This is a genomic window from Armatimonadia bacterium (genome assembly GCA_039679385.1).
Lineage (GTDB): Bacteria > Armatimonadota > Zipacnadia > Zipacnadales > JABUFB01 > JAJFTQ01.
This window is the reverse complement of the sequence record JBDKVB010000017.1, coordinates 40,527-60,661: the sequence shown is the minus strand read 5'-3', so window position 1 is coordinate 60,661 and position 20,135 is coordinate 40,527. Positions and strand designations below refer to the sequence as shown.

Genomic DNA, 20,135 nt, shown 5'->3' with positions numbered 1-20,135 from the left:
CGATTAGCTCGATCTGGGCCGAGCCCTGTCCTTGGTGACGGGGTTCGGCCTTTTTTGCTGACTCGCCGCGGGCATGGCCTGGGGTGCGGGCGCTGTACGGCGATACAGCCGCACGGTCGGATGGTCGGCCATGCGAAAGCTCAGTTCGGCGCCCGAATCCTCCAGCGTCAACCCCAGAAGCGAAGGTCCAGCCGCGAAGGCAGCAGCTTCTGTGAAGGGTGTCCTTTTCTGCCGTAGCCCCTCGTAGAAGTCATTGATGACCGGAAACTGGCGCTTGAGAGTGGCCATGCGTGAGCGGTTGGTGTCGGTCAGAACAAGCCAGTCAGCCTCTGACAGCCGCGACTGCAGGTAGGCCCTCTTGGCGCGGACATCATCCTCGTTCCAACCCTCAGGGCGGTCCTGCATGACAGCCAGGGGCTCATAGCGCTCAACCCGGTAAGGGCCCCTGTCCTTGAGGGCGGCGAGAAGATCGGGACTCCAGGCCTCATCCCGCTCTACCAGAACCAGCTCCCCGGGCCGGGCGTGACTGGCGAGCCACTCGATGGCCGCGAGTCGGTTGTCCGGCACGCGATAGATCCCCAGGTAGCCCACGGTCCAGGCCAGCGAGAGCAGCACCACCAGGCCGGCCGACAGCGATACTCCCCAGGCCTTGAGTCCCGAGGCACCCCGGTACCAGCTCGCGATCATGGCGCCCGCCAGTACGCACAGCAGAGGAGCTGCCGGCGACAGGTAGCTGACGGTCTTCACCGATAGCAGACTACCGGCGCCGGTCACCAGCAGCGCGCCAAGAGCGACAGGCCACAGGGAGCCGGCCGTGCCCCGAAGCAATGCCACAAGACCCCAGACCAACGCCCCCAGCAAGAGAAGGGCGAGTGGGACTCCGAAGGCGTAGGGCCATACGTGGAGGAGCTGGTACACAACCGGCCAGGTGTGGGCGAAGTGCAGCGTGGCAACTGGCCAGGGCCGCAAGGCCCCCAGAGCGACGAGCAGGTTCCAGGTGAAGCGGCCGGGACCCGCCGGCGCCCAGTAACCGAGGGGATGCAGAGCCGCCGCCGGTGTCAGGACCAGGAACACTCCTGCCGCGACGCCGAGGTGGAGGCCGAGGTTGCGCAGGCGGACAAAAGCCTCATAGCAAGTGCGCGGACCTCGCTCATGCGAGATCCACAGCAAGACTCCGAGGGCGCTGAGCAGGCCGACGACTGCGACCGCCATCAGCACAAGCGCGATGCCGTTGTACACGGAGTCGACCTGCGAGGCCCAGAACTCAGGACTGTGGGCGTCGATGCGCGAGGAGTCAACCGTATCAACGAGGGCGCTGCTCATCTGGGTCTTGAAGCCGCGCCTACCTACCTCCCAGACCGACACGGGAAGCAGACAGAGGACCACGAAGGCGGCGAGGCCGCCACGAATCCAGCGTGCAGCAGCGGCCATGCGGAAGGGACGCGGGTCCCCACCGTGGTGGGAGGCTTCACGGATCTGCAAAGCGAGGACAACCAGCCCCAGAACCGCGACGGGCACCATCACCAGTCTGGTCGCAGCAACCGCTCCCAGAGCCAGGCCGGTCAGCGCATAGGCTCGAGGCGAGGGGTACTCCGCGAGCCTGAGTATGGCGTACACATAGAGGACCAACACACAGGTGGCGACCGCCGCCGGTGCGGCGAAGTGCGAGGCACGCACGCCAATCAGGGCCACGGCGTACAGGGCGGCACCCCAGAGTGCGACCTGACGGCCTCCCCTTCGACCGATCAGAAATACCAGGTAGACGCAGATCAGGTCCGCCACAGCCGACAGCCCGCGGCCGGCAAGGAGCAGGTCCTCGCCCTCAGCCCAGACGTGACCGCCGAGGCTCCCCAGGACACGCACAACACCTGCGCCCAGCAAGGTCAGATAGAGAGGAAGGGTCCCGAAGGCCGAGAAGGAGCCATCCAGGCCGCCAGGACCGGCACCGAGGTGCCGGGCAGCCTCCAGCGCCAGACACTCCTCCGAAGACGCCGAGTACGGAAATCCCCAGGTCAGACCGAAGCACCGCAAGATAGCTGCGAGCACCAGGTAGGCCACCAGGACCCCAAGCGTCCAGTTGTACGAAGCCCGCCGTGGGCCTCCCGGTTCGTCGTCGTGCACACTCTGCTCCTGGTGACGCCCCGCTCCTCACGCGGGAGGTCCGGCCTTCCCGTCGACTGAAGGCCGAGGCCTGTGCAGCCGGTTACCACATGTTTCCGCGTGGATCAGTCAAACCAAAAGGGGTTCGACCAGGCCCTGCGTCCCTGCAGGTCCACACACTCGATTCGGACCGTGGTCCACTTTTCGGAGACCGGCAGGGTGACTTCGGTGATCGGTGTAGCGGTTGGTCCCGAACGGCGCGAGTTCGTCCCTGCACCCGGCTGCGGACAGATCACATGCACGGACTGACAGGGCGAGCAGCGTACCGTCACGTGCCCGTCGTGGAAGGTCACGTCTTCGATCGACGGGCCACTGCTGGCGTAGAAGGCGCCGGACATGATCGCGCTGATGATCGACTCCGCCTCGGTGTTGGCCGACTTGAGCATGATCCAGCCGCCGAGGGCGTCCGGGTAATGCATGTGGGCATCGTCGACGGCAAAGCCCAGGCAGCGCTCGCCCCGCGCGAGAAGCGCATCCCAGGTCTCATCGCTGGTTCCGCGACCGATCCCCACCTCGCAGGTGTAGTTGAACACCTCGATGCCGATGTGCCCACCCATGCCCAGCAGGTCACGATAGGTGACCGAGGTCCAGTAGGGATGGGCAATGAAGGCGAAGCGGCAGCGGGAAACGATGTGGGCCAGCCCGGTCTGCAGCGACTGCGTCTGGGGCACCTCGATGGGCGTCTCCATGCCGATGGCGACCACATGGTGAGCCTGACCGAGTTCGCCCTGTCCCGGGTGGAGCTCCATGCCCGGCAGCAAGGTGATACCTTCGGCGCGGAGGGAGCTCGGCGGAACCAGCCGCCCATGATCGGTGATGGCCAGGAAGTCGTAGCCATGTTCACGGTACAGGTCAACAGCCTGCTGTGGCGCCAGATCGCCATCAGAGACCGTCGTATGCAAGTGCAGGTTTCCCCGCAGGAAGCGTCCCGGCAGTTTGAAGGGGTTGATCACTATGCTCTCTCCTGAAGCCTTCGGTGCACTCCGCTGTGGTGGCCGTGCCTAGCTCTTGAGCTCCTGCAGCACTCCCGCAGCGGCGTCCAGGATCGTCTGCTCACAGGCGGGCGCCAACTGGGTGGTGCCGTAGAAGCGCATCGAGTCCTGGACTTCATACCCGCCAAAGGGCATCTCTGCGGCCGTGGGAAGGTAGGCGGGGCAACCGTTGGTCACGCCCAGGACGCTGGTGAAGTCGAAGGGCGAGGCCTTGGCGATGTTCAGTTGGTACTCGACGAAGACCTCCCCGGCGAGCCCGACGATCACGGCGTCATTGAGGGCGAAGGCCTGTATATCATAACGCATTCCGAGGTTCTTAGCACCATCTTCGGCAAGTTTGAGAACGCGACCGGTCCAATTCACGGTCCCCTGTTGGATGCGGATCTGTGTCGGGTCGCCCTCCTGCTCGATGGCGCGGAGGCGTGCCTCGGCCGCCTCATGCTGCGCCTGGGCCTCCTCAAGCGACGGAGGATCCTGCAGCGGCACCTGCACCGACCGCAGCACCGAACCCAGCTTCACTTCGGCCTCTGGTCTGCAGGTGGCGGCTGCCTGGACTACGGCGCCGCCGAGGATGGTACCCAATCGCCACACGTCCTCGAAGCTACCCCCGACGGGCTCGGAGTTGATGTTCCCCGCGCATCCCTGGGCGAAGAGCGCCTGCGCACCGGGGAACACGGTCTCGACCACTGCCTGCGCCTGCCCCGGGTAGTCGGCGGAGATGAAGTAGTTGTCGGCTGCACGGGTTACGGCGTGGCACGCGTGGGTGAACAGGACCGCCCGGGGAGCCCCGGACTCCGAGTCGATGCGGTAGACATCGACGTAGGGCGCCACGGGAAGGTCCGGGTTGCGTCCGATCCGGGTGCCGCCCTCTGCCGTCCGCTCTCGCCGGTTGATGCCGATCTGGACAGGCGTGCGAGCATAGCCCAGACGCGCAGGCTGGAGGTTCTGGAGCGCCAGCGTCACAGCGCTCACGATCTTGCGCACGTAGACTTCCATGTAGCAGTCGTCGGGCTTGTGACCGACCGCCGAGACCCCCTTGCGAGCAGTGGGACCGGAATGCGTGTGGCTGTGGTTGATCATCACGCACTCAGGTGGCAGGTCGCACTCCGCCTGGATCGCGGCCTTGATCTCATCCGCGGTCTCGTAGTTGATGCTGAGCATGTCGTTGGTGATCAGGCACAGCCGCTTCTCGCCATCCTCGAGGACGAGAGCGCGACTGCGCAACGGGTCATGAACTCCCTGGCTGGGTTTCTTGCGGCCGGCGAAACCGGCCAGCCAGATCCCAATGTAGGGGGTGATGTCGACGGTCGCAATACCGGCCTGGAGCGGAGACATGAGAGTCCCTCCCTGGGGAAAGTGACCTCCGGCTGCACGGTGCGCTGCGGCAAGACTGTCCAGCGCGACAAGGGTTAGCTACTGCAGCGAAGGCCGCCGAGCAGCGACTACCGGGCTGTGCTGATGATCTGCACCAGAAACCGGGCGCAGCCGACGAAGGCGTCGATGTCGAGACGTTCCTGCAAAGTGTGAGCGCCCTCTCCACCAGTCGGACAGATGAGCGCCGGGATGCCGCGTTCGTTGAACACGTTGGCGTCGCTTCCTCCGCCGCCGACCTCAGTCCTGGGCTCATAGCCGAGAGCCTCGGCAGCGCGCCAGGCGATCTGCACAATCTCCGCGTCATCGGGCAGGAAGAACCGCCGATAGGAAGCGAGGACCTCGGGTTCGAGCAGCTCTGCTCCGCTCTCGAGAGCAGCGTGCCGCAGGCACATCGCCATGTGGTCCATCTGGCGCTGGAGCTTGTTCTCGTCGTGGCTGCGGGCCTCGGCGAGAAGCGTGCAGGAATCGGGGATGATGTTGCGCGCGGTTCCGCCCTGGATGACGCCGATGTTGGCGGTCGTCTCGAAGTCGATGCGTCCGAGCTTCATCCGCGCGATGGCCTGGGCGGCCGCCTGGATGGCGCTGATGCCACGCTCGGGGTGCACACCGGCGTGCGACGCGAGGCCCTTGAGGCGGTACGTCATCTTGAAGGCCGAGGGTGCGCAGGTGGTCATGATCCCCGGCTGCCTGCCACCGTCGAAGACGAAGCAGTACTTCGGGTTCACCTTCGTGTAGTCGAGGTGGTAGGCCCCGAGCAGGCCTGTCTCCTCAGAGATGCAGAACACGACCTGCAGCTCACCGTGCGGGACACCCGCGGCGATCACTTCACGCAGGGCGTGCAGGATGACGGTGATACCAGACTTGGCGTCTGCACCCAGAATCGTGTCGCTGCCGCTGGTGACATAGGTGTCGCTGACGAGAGGCTGGATGCCCTCACCCGGGGCCACGGTATCCATGTGCGACTGCAGCATGAGAGTGGGCAGGCTCGCGTCGGTGGCGGGGAGATAGGCAATCAGGTTACCTACCTCGCCCTTGATGGCCTCGTGAGCGTTGTCGAAGTGCACCGACAGGCCAAGGTCGGTCAGCTTCCTCGCGAGGACCTCGGCCACCCGTCCCTCTTTACCGGACAAGCTGTCGATCTGGACCAGCTCACAGAACTCGTCGACCATCGCCTGGCGGCTGATCATGCGATCACTCCTCTGGGACACTGACGCAAGGGCGAAAACCGTGCAACAAGCTAGAGGCATTTCGCCGCAAGATGCTCGGAGACCTTGGCGCGAGTCAGAGGGCAGACACGTTAGCACTTTGTTGCAGGTGATTCGAATCAGGAGGCGAACACACTAGTTGAGGCAGCAGTAGAGCGCCGGCCATCCTTGTGCCTCAACTGCTATCATCCGTCGTCATCCATTGGGAAGCCGGGCGGTGCAGGTCCGTCCTGTGTCCGGCGCACGGGGCGGTTCATCCGCACTGCATAATCCGAAGGAGGAAGGTGAAGTCGGATGGCAGCAGCGAAGAAAGCCGTCAAGGACATCATGACGAAGGGGGCTAAGCTGGTCACCTGCAGCCCGAAGGAGAAGGTTGGCGACGCAATGGCGTTGATGGTTGCCAAGAAGGTAAGCGGTCTGCCGGTAGTCGACGACGCCGGGAAGGTCGTTGGCGTGATCAGCGAAGCGGACGTGCTGCAGGCTCGCAAGACGGCCTCTGTCAAGTCGGTGATGACCGCCGATCCCATCACCATCTGCCCCGAGTCGAGTATCAAGGACGCGGCTGAGCTCCTCGCCGGGAAGAAGATCAAGCGCGCCCTTATCCTCAAGGAGGACGGCAGCCTGGCTGGTGTGGTCAGCCGCACGGACGTCATCAAGGCGATGCTCGATTAGGGCAGAAGACAGCCGCCGCACCGTTCGAGAGGCAAGAACGAAAAAGGCCGAGGGCGACTGTGCCCTCGGCCTTTTGGTGCCTCGTGGTTGGACTGACTAACCCTTCTTCAGGAAGGGCATCATGGCGCGCAGGCGGGAACCGACTTCCTCGATCTGCGACTTCTCGCCCTCCTTGAGGAGGCTGTTGTAGACCGTGCGGCCGGTCATGTTCTCCAGCGTCCACTCCTTGGCGAAGGAGCCGTCCTGGATCTCGCGCAGCATCTTGGCCATCTCGGCACGGGTTGCGTCGGTGACGATCCGCTTGCCACGGCTGATGTCGCCGTAGGCGGCGGTGTCGGACACGCGCTCGCGCATGCCCTGGATGCCGTAGTTGTAGATGAGGTCCATGATGAGCTTGAGCTCGTGGCAGACCTCGAAGTACGCGATCTCCGGCTGGTAGCCCGCGGCAACGAGAGTGTCGAAGCCGGCGGTGATGAGCTCGGAGACGCCGCCGCACAGCACGGCCTGCTCGCCGAAGAGGTCAGTCTCGGTCTCTTCGGTGAAGGTGGTCTGGATGACGCCGGCCTTAGTGGCCTTGAGAGCCTTGGCGTAGGCCAGGGCATAGTCCAGAGCCTTGCCGGTGAAGTCCTGCTCCACTGCGACGAGGGAGGGGACGCCGGTGTCGTTGACGTAGCACTCGCGGACCAGTGCGCCCGGGCCCTTCGGGGCGATCATGAACACGTCGACGAAGGCCGGCGGGACGATGCCGCCGTAGCGGATGTTGAACCCGTGCGAGAAGATCAGTGCGTTGCCCTCGGACAGGTTCGGCTGGATGAAGTTCTTGAATACCATGGCCTGCAGGTGATCCTGGGTGAGAACCTGGATCATGTCGGCGGCCTTGGCAGCGCTCTCGGTGTCCTGAATGTCCCAGCCGTCGGCGACAGCCTGCTCGTAGTTCGGCGTGCCCTTGAGCTCTGCAATGATGACGTCTACGCCGCTGTCCCGCAGGCACATGGACTGCGCCCGGCCCTGGATACCGTAGCCAATGATGGCTACCTTTTTCCCATCAAGCAGTGACAGGTCAGCATCGTCGTCATAGAACATCTTTGCGGCCATTGTCTATTCCTCCCTGTATCGGTGAGTGACACCAGTTGCGTCTGAGTGTGTTACGAGTCTTCGTTCGCCGCAGGCGAACGGTGGTAGAGCCTTCCCAACACATACCCCACTCCTGCCCCGACAACCAGGAACACCAGCAGGTTGATGGCGAACACCGAGGTCCGGTGCAGGCCCACGTAGCCCGTCTCAGGAACCACGCGCACCATCCAGCCATAGTACTTCCAAAGCCCCCAGGTCAGGGGCCCGAGCAGTGCCCAGATCAGCCCCTTGCACAGACCCCGGCGCTGACCTCTCGCGGCTGCAATCGCAGCGAGGACCAGGCTCACCACGGACCAGAGCACACACAGGATGCCCAGTGTGCGGCCGAAGCCCTCGATCGTGATGAGTTCCTGCATGTCGCCCATGTGACTGACCTCGGCTGTCCGTTGGGCTACCTTCCGGCCCGACGGATCAGCTCCTCGATGTCGTAGCCGTTGATGACCAGGCCCCGGAGGTCGCACCTGTCGAACCGCGCATGACTTAGGTCGCAGCCTTCGGCCCGGACATAGGACAGGTCGCAGTCCTCGAGTCGGCTGTCCTGCAGCTCCACGTCCTCGAGGCGCGAGCGCTGCGCTTCGACTCGCGACCAGCGTGAACCGGCCATCTGTACGTTGCTGAGTTGCACGTCGGAGAGCTCGCAGTCCGAGGCGCGCAGCCCGTCGATATCCAATCCCGTGGCCACCAGGTCGCGGCAGGTCAGGTGGTCAAGGAGCAGATCGCGGCTCTCGCAACGATACAACTTCAGCCCCGTGATTTCAATGCTCTGCAGCCGTCCGCTCAAGGTCCCTGAGTCCCACTCCAGCGCCGTGAGAGAGCTGCTACTGAGCTTCGGCCTGGTCAGCGTCAGCCGCTGGGCCTGGAGACCGTCACCGGCCACCTCTGTGAGGCTGACGCCGTCGAGTTTGCAGTTCCGCAGCTTCGCCGAGCTGAGGTCGCTGCGCTCGAAGCCGGCCTCCCGCAGGTTCGTTGAGGTGAAGGTGGCACCCGTGAGCAGACAGTCCTTCACCTGCGACCGGCTGAAGTCGACCCGTACCAGCATGTCCTCGCGACGGTCCTGGTAACCGAGCTGCGCCCATGAGCTGACGGTCACCAGACAACACAACAACACAACACAGAAGCGGACGACGCCGGGAGCCATGGCCGAACACCTCCGGTCGACTACCCTAGGTTCGCTGCACTCCTCGGACCAGGAGAATCTTGCCCGTGCGGACCATCTCACGGACACCGAACTGCTCCATCGTGCGAACGAAGGCGTCAATCTTGTCCTCGTCGCCGGTGATCTGCAGGATCAGGGTCTCGTTGCCGACATCGACCACGTCCGCGCGGAAGATGTTGCACAGGTCGATGATGTCGTGGCGAGTCTGGGCGTCGCAGCAGACCTTGCACAAGCACAGTTCGCGGTCCACGTAGGCGTCGTTGGTGTGGTCAACGACCTCGATTACGTCCACTAGCTTGACCAGTTGGTTGCAGATCTGCTCCAGCGTGAACTCGTCGCCGGTGACCGTGATCGTCATGCGAGACACGCCCGGGTCCTCGGTGGTACTGACGGCCAGGCTGTCGATGTTGAAGCCACGGCGAGCGAACAGCCCGGACATCCGCGCCAACACGCCCGGCTTGTTCTCGACCCTGGCTGAGATGGTGTGTTTCATACCAGCTTGCCTCCCGTCAAAGTTGGTGAGGTCGCACCGGAGCGCTACACCCCGACCGGGGCGGTCTCCATCATGTCCTCAAAGGTCTTGCCGGCCGGGATCATCGGGAACACGTTCTCCTCGGGCGGCGTGTGAACGTCGATCAGGCAGGGCCGATCCGTGATCTGCATCGCCTTGTCCAGCGTCGGCCGCACTTGCGCCTTGTCGGTGACCAGGAAACCGGCAGCACTGTAGGCCTCGGCAAGCTTGACGAAATCCGGATTGCCGCTCAGGTCGACGCCACTATAGCGCTTGCCATAGAACAGGTCCTGCCACTGCCGCACCATTCCCAGGTAGCCGTTGTTGAGAATGACAATCTTGACCGGCAGCTTCTGGATGACGGCGGTCGCCAGTTCCTGGATGCACATCTGGATCGAACCGTCACCGGCGATGTCTACCACGGTCCTGTCCGGGCACCCGATCTGTGCGCCGATGGCTGCGGGAAACCCATAGCCCATCGTCCCCAGGCCGCCGCTGCTGATGAACTGGCGCGGGTATCGGCATCGGTAGTACTGGGCGGCCCACATCTGGTGCTGACCGACCTCGGTACAGACGACGGCTTCGCCCTTCGTGGCTTCCCAGAGTTGCTCGATGACGTACTGCGGCGAGACGCCGTCCTCCGGATCGGCGTTGTAGCTGAGCGGATGATCGGCACGCCACTCCTTGAGGTGCGCTTCCCACTCACCAGGTCGGCGCGGCTTCACGAGCGGCAAGAGCTCCTCCAGGACTTCGCGGGCGTCTCCGACGATTCCGACCCGTGCCCGACGGACCTTGTTGATCTCGGCGGGGTCGATATCGATGTGGATGACCTCGGCCTCAGGAGCGAACTTGCTCGGGTCGCCGGTGACACGGTCGTCGAAGCGTGCGCCGACCGAGATGATGAGCCCCGCGTGATGCATCGCGTGAGTGGCGTAGGCGGTCCCGTGCATCCCGGGCATGCCCATGGATAGCTCGTGGTCCTCAGGGAAGGCGCCCTTCGCCATCAGGGTGTGCACCGTGTACAGGCTGGCCTTCTCGGCGAGTTGCCGCACGAGGTCTGACGCGCCGGAGGCGATCACGCCGCCGCCGACGTACAGAACCGGGCGCTCGGCCTTCGAGATCAGCTCGGCTGCCTGGCGGAGTGCCTCGGGGTCACCCTTGCCCGGCGGGTTGTAGCCGGGAATCTGCTTGTGCCCATCCTCGTGCCACTCGCAAGGAGTGTTGGTGAGATCCACGGGGATATCGACCAGCACCGGTCCCGGCCGGCCTGTGCGAGCGATGTAGAAGGCTTCGCGCAGCACCTCCGCGAGTCTGCCGGCATCCTTCACCAGGTAGTTGTGTTTGGTAATCGGCATCGTGACGCCGAAGGTATCGGCCTCCTGGAAGGCGTCCTTACCGATGATCCCGGTGCGCACCTGGCCGGTAAGGGCGACCAGGGGAACCGAGTCCATGTAGGCCGTGGCGATGCCGGTTATCAGGTTCATCGCGCCGGGGCCGCTGGTGGCGATGCATACGCCGACCTTGCCGGTCGCCCGCGCATAGCCGTCCGCAGCATGGACGGCGCCCTGCTCATGACGAGTGAGTACGTGGTGGATCCTGCCCTCGGCCTCGGCATGGTAGAGGCGGTCGTAGATGGGGATGACCGCCGCTCCGGGGAAGCCGAAGATGACGTCCACCTGCTCGCTCTCCAGGACCTTGATGACGGCATCTGCGCCGAAGAAGGTCGCCTCAGACATCCACGGTCTCCTGGTGTTTTGGATCAGTGCTCAGGTTGTGCGACGATGTGGGCAGTGCCTGCCTAGATGCCCACGGGCGCGGTTTCCATCATGTCTGCGAAGGTCGCGCCGGCCGGAATCATCGGGAACACGTTCTCTTCCGGCGGCGTGCGAACGTCGATGACGCACGGCCGGTCGGTGATCTCCAGGGACTTCTCCAGCGTCGGCCGCACCTGCGACTTGTCTGTCACCAGGTATCCCGTTGCGCCGTAGGCCTCGGCGAGCTTGACGAAGTCCGGGTTGCCGGTCAGGTCAACGCCGCTGTAGCGCTTGCCGTAGAAGAGGTCCTGCCACTGGCGCACCATCCCCAGGTAGCCGTTGTTGAGGATGACCACCTTGACCGGCAGCTTGTTGATGACGGCGGTTGCCAGTTCCTGGATGCACATCTGAATGGAGCCGTCGCCGGCAATGTCCACGCAGACCTTGCCCGGGTTGCCGACCTGCGCACCGATGGCCGCCGGGAAGCCGAAGCCCATCGTGCCGAGGCCGCCGCTGGAGATGAACTGGCGCGGGAACTGGCAGCGGTAGTACTGCGCGGCCCACATCTGGTGCTGACCGACTTCGGTGCAGACGATCGCTTCGCCCCTCGTCGCTTCCCAGAGTTGCTCGATGACGTACTGCGGCGAGACGCCGTCCTCCGGGTCTGCGTTGTAGGAGAGCTGATGGGCGGCACGCCACTCGCGCAGGTGCGCTTCCCACTCTCCCGGCTGACGGGGCTGGATCTGCGGCAGGAGCTCCTCGAGCACGAGGCGAGCATTGCCGACGATCGCAACCTGCGCCCGCCGGACCTTGTTGATCTCGGCGGGGTCGATGTCGATGTGGATGACCTCGGCCTCAGGTGCAAACTTGGTCGGGTCGCCGGTAACGCGGTCATCGAAGCGTGCGCCGATGGCGATGATCAGGCCCGCGTGCTGGAGCGCATGGCTCCCGTAGGCCATCCCGTGCATGCCCGGCATCCCCATGGACAGGTCATGGGTCTCGGGGAAGGCGCCTTTGCCCATCATGGTGTGAACCACGAAGAGGTTGGCCTTCTCGGCGAGTTCCTTCAGCAGGGGAGCGGCGTCGGCAGCGATGATTCCGCCACCCACGTACAGGATCGGCCTCTCCGCCTTGGAGATCATCTCGGCGGCCTTGCGGATGGCCTCCGGGTCACCCTTGCCGGGCGGTGCATAGCCGGGGATCTCCTTACGCGGGGCATCAACCCAGTTGCAGGGACCGGCGCTGACATCGAAGGGCACGTCGATGACCACCGGTCCGGGACGCCCCGTGCGGGCGATGTAGAAGGCCTCTCGGGTGATCTCCGGAAGGTCGGCCACGCTCTTGACCAGGTAGTTGTGCTTGGTCACCGGCATCGTGACGCCGATCGTGTCGGCCTCCTGGAAGGCGTCCTTGCCGATGGCCGAGGTCTTGACCTGACCGGTGACGGCGACGATCGGTACCGAATCCATATAGGCGGTTGCCAGGCCCGTCACCAGGTTCATCGCGCCGGGGCCACTGGTGGCGACCATTACGCCGACCTTGCCCGTCGAGCGCGCATAGCCGTCGGCAGCATGGATGCCGCCCTGCTCATGGCGCGGCAGGATGTGGCGGATTCGGCCCTCGGCCACCGCGTGATAGATCTTGTCGTAGATGGGAATGACGGACCCACCGGGGAAGCCGAAGATCACGTCCACGCCTTCCTCTTCGAAGACCCTCAGCATCCCATCGGCGCCGGTGAAGGTGCGGTTGCTCATGTCTGTTACCTCTCCCGGGCAAGGTAGCCTTGCCCTTCGACCTCAGACGGTTGCCGGGGGAACGAGCCCAGTCCACCACTGCAAGCGTGCCTCAGTATCACTCGTTCCCGCGGCTCCTAGCCTGTGAAGCGAACTTAGGACTCCATGACTCCGCCGGTCGCAGCGCTCTTGACCAGACGTGCGTAGCGTCCGAGCCAGCCCTTCGTGACCTTGGGGGCCGGGGCGACCCAGTTGGCCTTGCGGCGGGCCAGCTCGGCGTCGTCCACGTGCAGCTCGATCTTGCGGGCATCCAGGTCGAGGCTGATCTCGTCGCCATCCTGGACCAGGGCCAGCGGACCGCCCTCAGCGGCCTCCGGGGAGATGTGGCCGATGCAGGGCCCACGGGTGCCGCCACTGAACCGTCCGTCGGTGAGCAGGGCTACCGAGCTTTCCTTGCCCATGCCGGTCAGGGCCGCGGTCGCGTTGAGCATCTCGCGCATGCCGGGACCACCCTTCGGGCCTTCGTAGCGAACGATGACCCAGGAGCCGTCGGTGATCTTCCCGGCCATGATGGCCTCCATGGCCTGCTCCTCGCCGTCAAAGCAGAGGGCCTTGCCGTGGAACTTGCGCATATCCGGGCTTACCGCCGACTGCTTCACCACGGCGCCGTCGGGGCAGACGTTGCCACGCAGGACGGCAATCCCGCCTTCCGGGCGGTAGACGTTGTCCAGCGAGCGGATAACGTCGGAGTTGATGACCCTGGCCTCGGCGACGAGCTGCCTGACGGTCTTGCCACTAACGGTCGGGGCATCGTCCAGCGAGTCCTTGAGCACGCTCAGGGCACCCTGAACGCCACCGGCCCAGTGGAAGTCCTCCATCATGTGCTCCCCGGCGGGGCGCAGGTAGGCGATCTGCGGCGTAGCCTTGCTGATCTCGTCGAAGACTTCCAGCGGGATATCCACGCCGGCCTCGTGAGCGACGGCCGGGATGTGCAGGCAGGTGTTCGTCGAGCCGCCCAGGGCCATATCAATGCGGATGGCGTTGCGGATGGCGGGCTCAGTGATGATCTGGCGGGTCGTGATGCCCTGGCGGACGAGCTCGCAGATGCGCACGCCGCTGTCGTAGCCGATCCGCATCTTCTGGGCCTGACCGGCGAGAGCAGTACCGCAACCCGGCAGGCTCATACCCAGGGCCTCGGTGACGCAGGCCATGGTGTTGGCGGTGTAAAGGCCCTGGCACGATCCGCAGCCGGGGCACGCTTCCATGGCAAGACGCTCGACGTCCTCCTCGCTGATGACGCCGGCCTGCGCCCGTCCGACAGCCTCAAAGGTGTCCTTGACGAGGTCCAGACGGCGGCCTTCGAGCCGACCGGAGTACATCGGACCGGCGGTGACGACGATGCAGGGGATGTCGAGGCGTCCCGCAGCCATCAGCATGCCCGGGGTGATCTTGTCGCAGTTGCTGACGAGAACCAGACCGTCGAGGGCGTGGGCCTCGGCCATGCTCTCCACCGAGTCGGCGATGAGCTCACGGGAGGGCAGGGAGTAGAACATGCCCCTGTGGCCCATGGCGATGCCGTCACAGATTGCCGGGATGCCGAAGCGCATCGGGGCGCCACCACCGGCGGCGATCCCGAGCATGACGTGCTGGACAAGCATCTGCATCCCCACGTGCCCGGGGACGATGTCCGACGAGCTGTCGGCGATGCCGATGTGGAGGCCCTTGACCTGGTCGGGCGTGAAGCCGCAGGCGTATAGCAAGGCCCTACTCGGCGCCTGCGTCAGACCGGATTTGGCTTGGTCGCTACGCATGATTCCGTCGCTCCTCTTCTGTTGGGCCCGGGATGGGCGCTCCGGGCATGGCCTGCCAGTTCTCACTACGCTCTGCCCTGGGGCTCGCGTGCGTGGCAGGCCGGTCAATGGGGACATACGAAAAACGCCCCTCGTCCAGGCGCAGCAAGGCGCTTGGGACGAGAGGCGTTGTGCTTCCCGCGGTACCACCCAAGTTCCGTCCCGCCATGCGGGACGGCTCTCTCACGCGATAACGGGCGTACCCGACCTGGCTTACTGGCCAACCACACCCCGGTTTGAGCTCGGGATGCGATCGCATTACCGTTCAGCCACGTGGCTCAGGGGTGACTTTCAGCGGACGCAACCGCCGGCACTCTCACCTTCTCGCCGGCTCTCTGTGGATCGCGTTGTACGCCTACTCTTCCCCGTCACAGCCTTCTACGATATTGTCCTACGCCTTCAGTATAGACGAGCCCCCTCCCTTTGGTCAAGGCCGCGACCACCTGAGGCCGCCGAAGGTCCTCGCTGGTTTGACATGCGCTTCCGGCGCGGGCTATAATTCCCCGCTAGTTGTGTGTCTGATTCTGTGAGACCGGATACGATTACCCAAGATGGCAGGCCCTGTACAAACCTGGGACGGACTGGTCGCACTGGCCCGTCATGAATGGACCCAAGCCTTCCCGGACCGGTGCGGACGTGAGTGCAAGGTCGCGCGTGCCCCGGGGCGCATCAACATACTCGGCGAGCACACCGACTATAACGAGGGCTTTGTGCTTCCCGCCGCAACCGTGCAGGCCACCTACGTGGCCGCCTTGCCCCGCGAGGATGGACAGGTTCGGGTATGGTCGGCGGCCTTCCGGGCACGCGAGCAGTTCAGCGTCAACGGCCTGGAGCCGCTGAACGGTGAGCGGCAGTGGGGTACCTATATTCGTGGCGTCGTTTGGGCGCTGCAGGAGATCGGAATCCCCATCGGCGGCCTGGATGCCGCGATCATCGGCGACCTGCCCATCGGCGCCGGACTGGCCTCCTCAGCCGCCGTCGAGATCGGCTTCGCCCAGGCTCTCCTGCAGTGCAACGAGACCACGCTCGACCCGACCGAGCTCGCCCTGCTATGTCAGCGGGCCGAGAACGAGTTCGTGGGCGTCAAGTGCGGGATCCTCGACCAGTTCTCCAGCGTCTTTGGCAGTGAGGGAGCAGCGCTCCTGATCGACTGCCGCAGCCGCGACATCACGACCATCGACTTCGGCCATCAGGAAGCTGTCTTTGTGGTGTGTGATACCCGCAAGCCCCGGGGCTTGGTGAAGTCGGAGTACAACGCCCGCCGGGCTCAGTGCGAGCGAGCTGCCGCGCAGTTGGGCGTCACCTCGCTTCGCGACGCTTCCCTGGAGGTGCTCCTGAGCCATCGCGACAGCCTCGACCCCGACACCTTCCGCCGGGCGCGCCACGTGGTGACGGAAAACGAGCGTGTCATGCAGGGCGTCGAGGCGCTCCGGAGTGGTGACTGCGCCCGTCTGGGCCGGTTGCTCCTCGACTCGCACGCCAGTCTGCGCGACGACTACGAGGTCAGTTGCGACGAGCTCAATGCGATGGTGGAGATCGCCTGCGAGGCGCCGGGGTGCCGAGGCGCCCGGCTGATGGGTGCCGGCTTCGGTGGCTGCGTCCTGGCACTGGTTGACCTGGATGAGGTGGACCGGTTCTGCTCGCAGGTCACCCAACGATATACCTCACGGTGTGAGCTTCAGGGCCGCACCTTCGTGACCCGCCCGTCACAGGGCGCCGGATGTGTGGGGTAGAGCGACCCGGTCGCTGCGGGTCCTCCGTCAGATCCTCCCGGCAGTCACGCCCCGGGCGTTGCTGTGGGGAGGCGCATCAGCCTCTGTGCCAGGGCCACCACTGTACTCCTCCGGGCCGCACAGGAACTACTTACCAAAGACCGTAATCCGATTACCGCTATACGGGATGTGCCTACGTGTATCTGAAGAAGCTTGAGATGCGCGGGTTCAAAACCTTCGCAGACCGAACCGAGCTGGACTTCGGGCCGGGCGTCACTGCCATCGTCGGTCCGAACGGCGTCGGCAAGAGTAACATCTCCGACGCCATCCAGTGGGTCCTGGGCGAGCAGAGCAACCGTGCCCTGCGCACCGAGGCCTCACACGATGTCATCTTCGCCGGCTCCGAGCAGAGACGTCCCCTCGGGATGGCCGAGGTGGCGCTGACGATCGACAACACCGACAGCGCCCTGAGTGTCGATTACAGCGATGTCATCGTGTCCCGCAGGCTCTTCCGCTCGGGCGAGAGCGAGTACTTGCTGAACCGCAGCAATGCGCGCCTGCGCGACATCCGCGACCTGTTCCTCGATACGGGTGTCGGTCCCGGCGCCTACTCGGTTGTCGGCCAGGGCGAGATCGACGCAATCCTCAGCATCCGCTCCGAGGACCGGCGCGAGCTGCTCGAAGAGGTTGCCGGGGTGCGCAAGTACCGCATCCGGCGCGATGAGACGAACCGCAAGCTCGATGCCACTGAAGCCAACATGACCCGCGTGGCCGACATCGTGGCCGAGTTGACCTCCCAGCGCGAGCCCCTGGAGAAAGAGGCCGAGACGGCCCGGAAGTACAACGAGTACGCCGACCGGCTGCGCGAGCTGGAGCTACACCTGCTGGCCGGGGATTACCAGCGGCGTCGCCAGCGGGTCGGACGCCTCGCCAACGAGTTGGAGATCACCAAGGCCGACTTGCAGGGCACCCGCAACCAGCTCTCCAAGGTGGACAGCGAGTACGAGCGCGTGCAGTTCGAGATGGCGCGACTGGCGGACGAGGTGGACCACCTGCGGGATGCTGCCACGGCCGCCGAGCGCGAGTTGGATCAGACGCGACAGGCCCAGGCTCTCGCCCAGGAGCGAGTACGAGCCGCTGCGGCTCGTCAGGAGGACCTTCAGGTTGCCCTCGAAGGCCGGAAGCGTCGCTCCGTCGAGCTGTCTGAGCAGGTGGAGAACGTTGCGGTCGAGTATGCTCAGGTCGTCGAGGCCCACGGCAAGGCCCAACAGGAGCGCGCCCGGCTCGACGCCGAACTCAAAGAGAAGCAGGCCGCCTTCCAGGAGAAGATGCAGACGGTCCGCGAGCTTGAGCGGACACAGGCAACCATCCTGGAGAAGGCCCGGGCTCTCGAGAACGAGGCCCTGGCCCTGAGTAGCCTGGAGCAGGACCTTGCGGAGCGCTCGGAGCGCCTGTCTCGTCAGGCGGAGGCGATGGCTCAGCGGCAGGTGGAACTGGGTGAACGGGTGGCTGCTGCCCAGGCTCGCAGGGAGGAGCTCAGCCAGGCCTATGCAGCCCGGCAGGAAGACCTCCAGGCCCTGCGCCAGGATCTGGCCCAGAGCAGTCGTGACCTGACCGAGCATCGCCAGAAGTGCAATGTGTTTTCCGGTGCCGTGACCGCCGCCGAGACCCGGCAGGAGTTGCTGGAAGAGTTGGAGCGCTCCCATGAGGGCTTCAGCGACGGTGCCAAGGCCGCCATCACCGCTGCGGAGGAGGGCGAACTCACCGGCGTCCTGGGGGTCGTCGCCGACGTGGTCAACGTCCCCGCCAAGTTTGAGCGCGCGATCGAGGCCGCCTTCGGTGAGTCCCTGCAGTGGGTGCTCACGCAGAGCGAGGAGCAGGCGGCCGCTGGCGCGCTGCACCTTCGGGGACGAGAAGTCGGCAAGGTCTCCTTCGTCCCGCTGACAGGGTTCACCGGGATGCCTGCGGAGACCCCCTCGGTACAGGTTCCCGGCAGTTTCGGCCCGGCGCTGAAGCTGGTGCGCTATCAGCGCGACCATGAGCCGCTGCTGGCTCACCTGATAGGGTCAACGCTCGTAGTGCGCGATCTGGAGACCGCTCTCAGCGCCCGACAGCGCATGGGCGTCCGAGTGCGCATGGTGACCCTCGCTGGCGAGGTCGTCGACGCAAACGGCGTCATCACCGCCGGTGGTGAGCAGGGCGCAGGTAGCCAGGCCTTCGCACGCCGTCGCGAGTTGGAGAGCGTTACCCGCGAACTGGATATCATGCGGGCGGCCCTCGAAGACATGTGGAAGTGCGAGGAAGACCTCGATCTGCACTGCACACGCTGCAGCGAGGACATCCGCGTGGCCGAGGCCGAGTTGTCTCGACTGCGCTCCGAGCGAGCGGCCACCGACTCCGACGCGAACCATTTGGCCGATCAGCTTCGGGCCGCCCAGAAGGCCAGCGCCGAACTGACCACCGAAGCTGACGGGATCGACGAGCGACTGGCCGAGGCAGGACAGCGCCGTCAGACCGCACAGGAGAACAGTGAGAAGCTCAGCGCCGAGGCGAAGACTGTCGGCGAGCAGATTGAGCAAGTGCGGCGCCAGGGAGTCGGGCAGGCCGAAGTCGATGCCCTGCGAGCGCAGCAGGTCAATGCCCAGGTTCGTGCGGCGGAGCTCGCGGAGAAAGAGCGGTCGGTGCAGCACCTGCGGCAGCGCTTCACCTCCGAGCTGCAGCGCGTGACCCAGGAGATCGCCCAGGCCGAGGCCGAACTCAAGGCGGCCTACGAGGCCCAGGAGGAGCTCCAGAGCGAACTCGACAGCCCCGGCGTCGACCTGCACGAACTCGAGCAGACGGCGGGTGCTGCAAGGGCTCACGTGAACGAGCGAGCCGCCGCTCTATCCGACCTGCGCGAGAAGTCGGCGGAGCTGGAGACCATGCGCGGTCGCCTCAACCAGGTGGCCCAGGAGCAGACCGACCGCCTCCATCGCTCGGAACTGGGACTGGCCCGCGAGGACACGCAACTGGAGGCCATCGCCGAGCGTCTCAAGGACACCTATGATGTGACGCCCGAAGAGGCCTTCGCCGAGCGTGACGAGGAGTTCAACGAGCAGGAGATTCGCCGCGAGGCCAACGAGCTGCGCGAGAACATCCGCAAGCTTGGTCCGGTGAGCCTCAGCGCCATTGATGAGTGCGACCGCCTGCGTGCCCGCGAGGAGTTCCTGTCGGCCCAGTTGGCCGACCTCGAAGCCGCCAAGGCCGATCTGCTGCAGGTCATCAAGGAGATCGACGACGCGGCGACCGAGGAATTCCTGCTGGCCTTCGAGCGCATGCAGACGGAGTTCCAGGGGATGTTCGAGCGCCTCTTCGGCGGCGGCACTACCGAGCTGAAGCTGACCAACCCTGAGAGCCCGCTGGATTCGGGCGTCGATGTCATCGTCCAGGTGCCCGGCAAGCGGCAGCAGAACCTGCTGCTGCTGTCCGGTGGAGAGCGCTCCCTGACGGCCTCCGCCTTGCTCTTTGCGATGCTGCGCGTGCGGCCCTCTCCCTTTGTGGTGCTCGACGAGATCGACGCCGCTCTGGACGAGGCCAATGTCGAGCGCTTCGTGAACGTCCTGGCCGATTTCGCCGAGCAGTCGCAGTTCATCATCGTGACCCACAACCCGGCCACGATCAAGTGTGCCGATACCTTGTTCGGAATCACCATGCAAGATGCCGGTGTATCGCGGCTGATCCGGCTCGAGCTGCGTGAGTGGGAGGACTTCCTGGCGGAGGCCGAGGACCGGGTGGCTGCGGTCCATAATCCCCATGCCGGAAGCCGTGTGCTACCCACCACCACCTAGGGCGCAGGACTCAGCGTCGGCCGGTCTACCACCGGCCCGCACCAACCGCGATACC

Annotated in this window: 14 protein-coding genes and 1 other annotated feature; of the genes, 3 read left to right on the top strand and 11 right to left on the bottom strand. The window is 65.1% G+C overall.

Going from position 1 to position 20,135, the window contains the following annotated elements:
* Positions 1 to 3: 3 nt before the first annotated feature.
* The 4 genes from ABFE16_01740 to ABFE16_01725 all read right to left on the bottom strand — a co-directional run bounded on the left by ABFE16_01740 (position 4) and on the right by ABFE16_01725 (position 5,713).
* The gene (locus ABFE16_01740; protein MEN6343991.1) at positions 4 to 2,121 is read right to left on the bottom strand and encodes a glycosyltransferase family 39 protein; all 2,118 of its coding nucleotides are present in this window, start codon (positions 2,119 to 2,121) and stop codon (positions 4 to 6) included.
* Between the two features lie 104 nt (positions 2,122 to 2,225).
* The gene (locus ABFE16_01735) at positions 2,226 to 3,113 is read right to left on the bottom strand and encodes a hypothetical protein (protein MEN6343990.1); all 888 of its coding nucleotides are present in this window, start codon (positions 3,111 to 3,113) and stop codon (positions 2,226 to 2,228) included.
* A gap of 48 nt (positions 3,114 to 3,161) precedes the next feature.
* Positions 3,162 to 4,487, bottom strand: coding sequence for a neutral/alkaline non-lysosomal ceramidase N-terminal domain-containing protein (locus ABFE16_01730; protein MEN6343989.1), 1,326 nt, complete (start codon positions 4,485 to 4,487; stop codon positions 3,162 to 3,164).
* A 107-nt stretch (positions 4,488 to 4,594) separates the two neighbouring features.
* Entirely contained in the window at positions 4,595 to 5,713 is a 1,119-nt protein-coding gene (locus tag ABFE16_01725; GenBank protein MEN6343988.1) for a M20/M25/M40 family metallo-hydrolase, read from the bottom strand.
* A 312-nt stretch (positions 5,714 to 6,025) separates the two neighbouring features.
* On the opposite strand from ABFE16_01725, the gene ABFE16_01720 reads away from it, so the two are divergent.
* Complete coding sequence (locus ABFE16_01720; GenBank protein ID MEN6343987.1) at positions 6,026 to 6,403, top strand: CBS domain-containing protein; 378 nt, start codon at positions 6,026 to 6,028, stop codon at positions 6,401 to 6,403.
* A gap of 96 nt (positions 6,404 to 6,499) precedes the next feature.
* Here ABFE16_01720 and ilvC read toward each other — a convergent pair whose 3' ends face one another.
* The 7 genes from ilvC to ilvD all read right to left on the bottom strand — a co-directional run bounded on the left by ilvC (position 6,500) and on the right by ilvD (position 14,502).
* Positions 6,500 to 7,498, bottom strand: coding sequence for a ketol-acid reductoisomerase (gene ilvC / locus ABFE16_01715; protein MEN6343986.1), 999 nt, complete (start codon positions 7,496 to 7,498; stop codon positions 6,500 to 6,502).
* A gap of 50 nt (positions 7,499 to 7,548) precedes the next feature.
* Entirely contained in the window at positions 7,549 to 7,902 is a 354-nt protein-coding gene (locus tag ABFE16_01710) for a hypothetical protein (protein MEN6343985.1), read from the bottom strand.
* A gap of 26 nt (positions 7,903 to 7,928) precedes the next feature.
* Positions 7,929 to 8,675, bottom strand: a complete 747-nt coding sequence (locus tag ABFE16_01705; GenBank protein MEN6343984.1) for a pentapeptide repeat-containing protein — start codon at positions 8,673 to 8,675, stop codon at positions 7,929 to 7,931.
* Between the two features lie 25 nt (positions 8,676 to 8,700).
* Entirely contained in the window at positions 8,701 to 9,186 is a 486-nt protein-coding gene (gene ilvN / locus ABFE16_01700; protein ID MEN6343983.1) for an acetolactate synthase small subunit, read from the bottom strand.
* Positions 9,187 to 9,230: 44 nt separating this feature from the next.
* Positions 9,231 to 10,940, bottom strand: a complete 1,710-nt coding sequence (ilvB, locus tag ABFE16_01695) for a biosynthetic-type acetolactate synthase large subunit (protein ID MEN6343982.1) — start codon at positions 10,938 to 10,940, stop codon at positions 9,231 to 9,233.
* Between the two features lie 62 nt (positions 10,941 to 11,002).
* Complete coding sequence (gene ilvB, locus ABFE16_01690) at positions 11,003 to 12,712, bottom strand: biosynthetic-type acetolactate synthase large subunit (protein ID MEN6343981.1); 1,710 nt, start codon at positions 12,710 to 12,712, stop codon at positions 11,003 to 11,005.
* Positions 12,713 to 12,846: 134 nt separating this feature from the next.
* On the bottom strand, positions 12,847 to 14,502 hold the full coding sequence (ilvD, locus tag ABFE16_01685) for a dihydroxy-acid dehydratase (protein MEN6343980.1): 1,656 nt from the start codon (positions 14,500 to 14,502) through the stop codon (positions 12,847 to 12,849).
* 151 nt (positions 14,503 to 14,653) lie between these two features.
* Positions 14,654 to 14,922: a binding site (T-box leader), on the bottom strand.
* A 170-nt stretch (positions 14,923 to 15,092) separates the two neighbouring features.
* Between ilvD and galK the strand changes: the two genes are divergently transcribed.
* Positions 15,093 to 16,274, top strand: a complete 1,182-nt coding sequence (galK, locus tag ABFE16_01680) for a galactokinase (protein MEN6343979.1) — start codon at positions 15,093 to 15,095, stop codon at positions 16,272 to 16,274.
* A 176-nt stretch (positions 16,275 to 16,450) separates the two neighbouring features.
* A complete protein-coding gene (gene smc / locus ABFE16_01675; protein ID MEN6343978.1) occupies positions 16,451 to 20,080 on the top strand; it encodes a chromosome segregation protein SMC in 3,630 nt (1,209 codons plus the stop codon).
* The last annotated feature ends 55 nt before the right edge of the window (positions 20,081 to 20,135 follow it).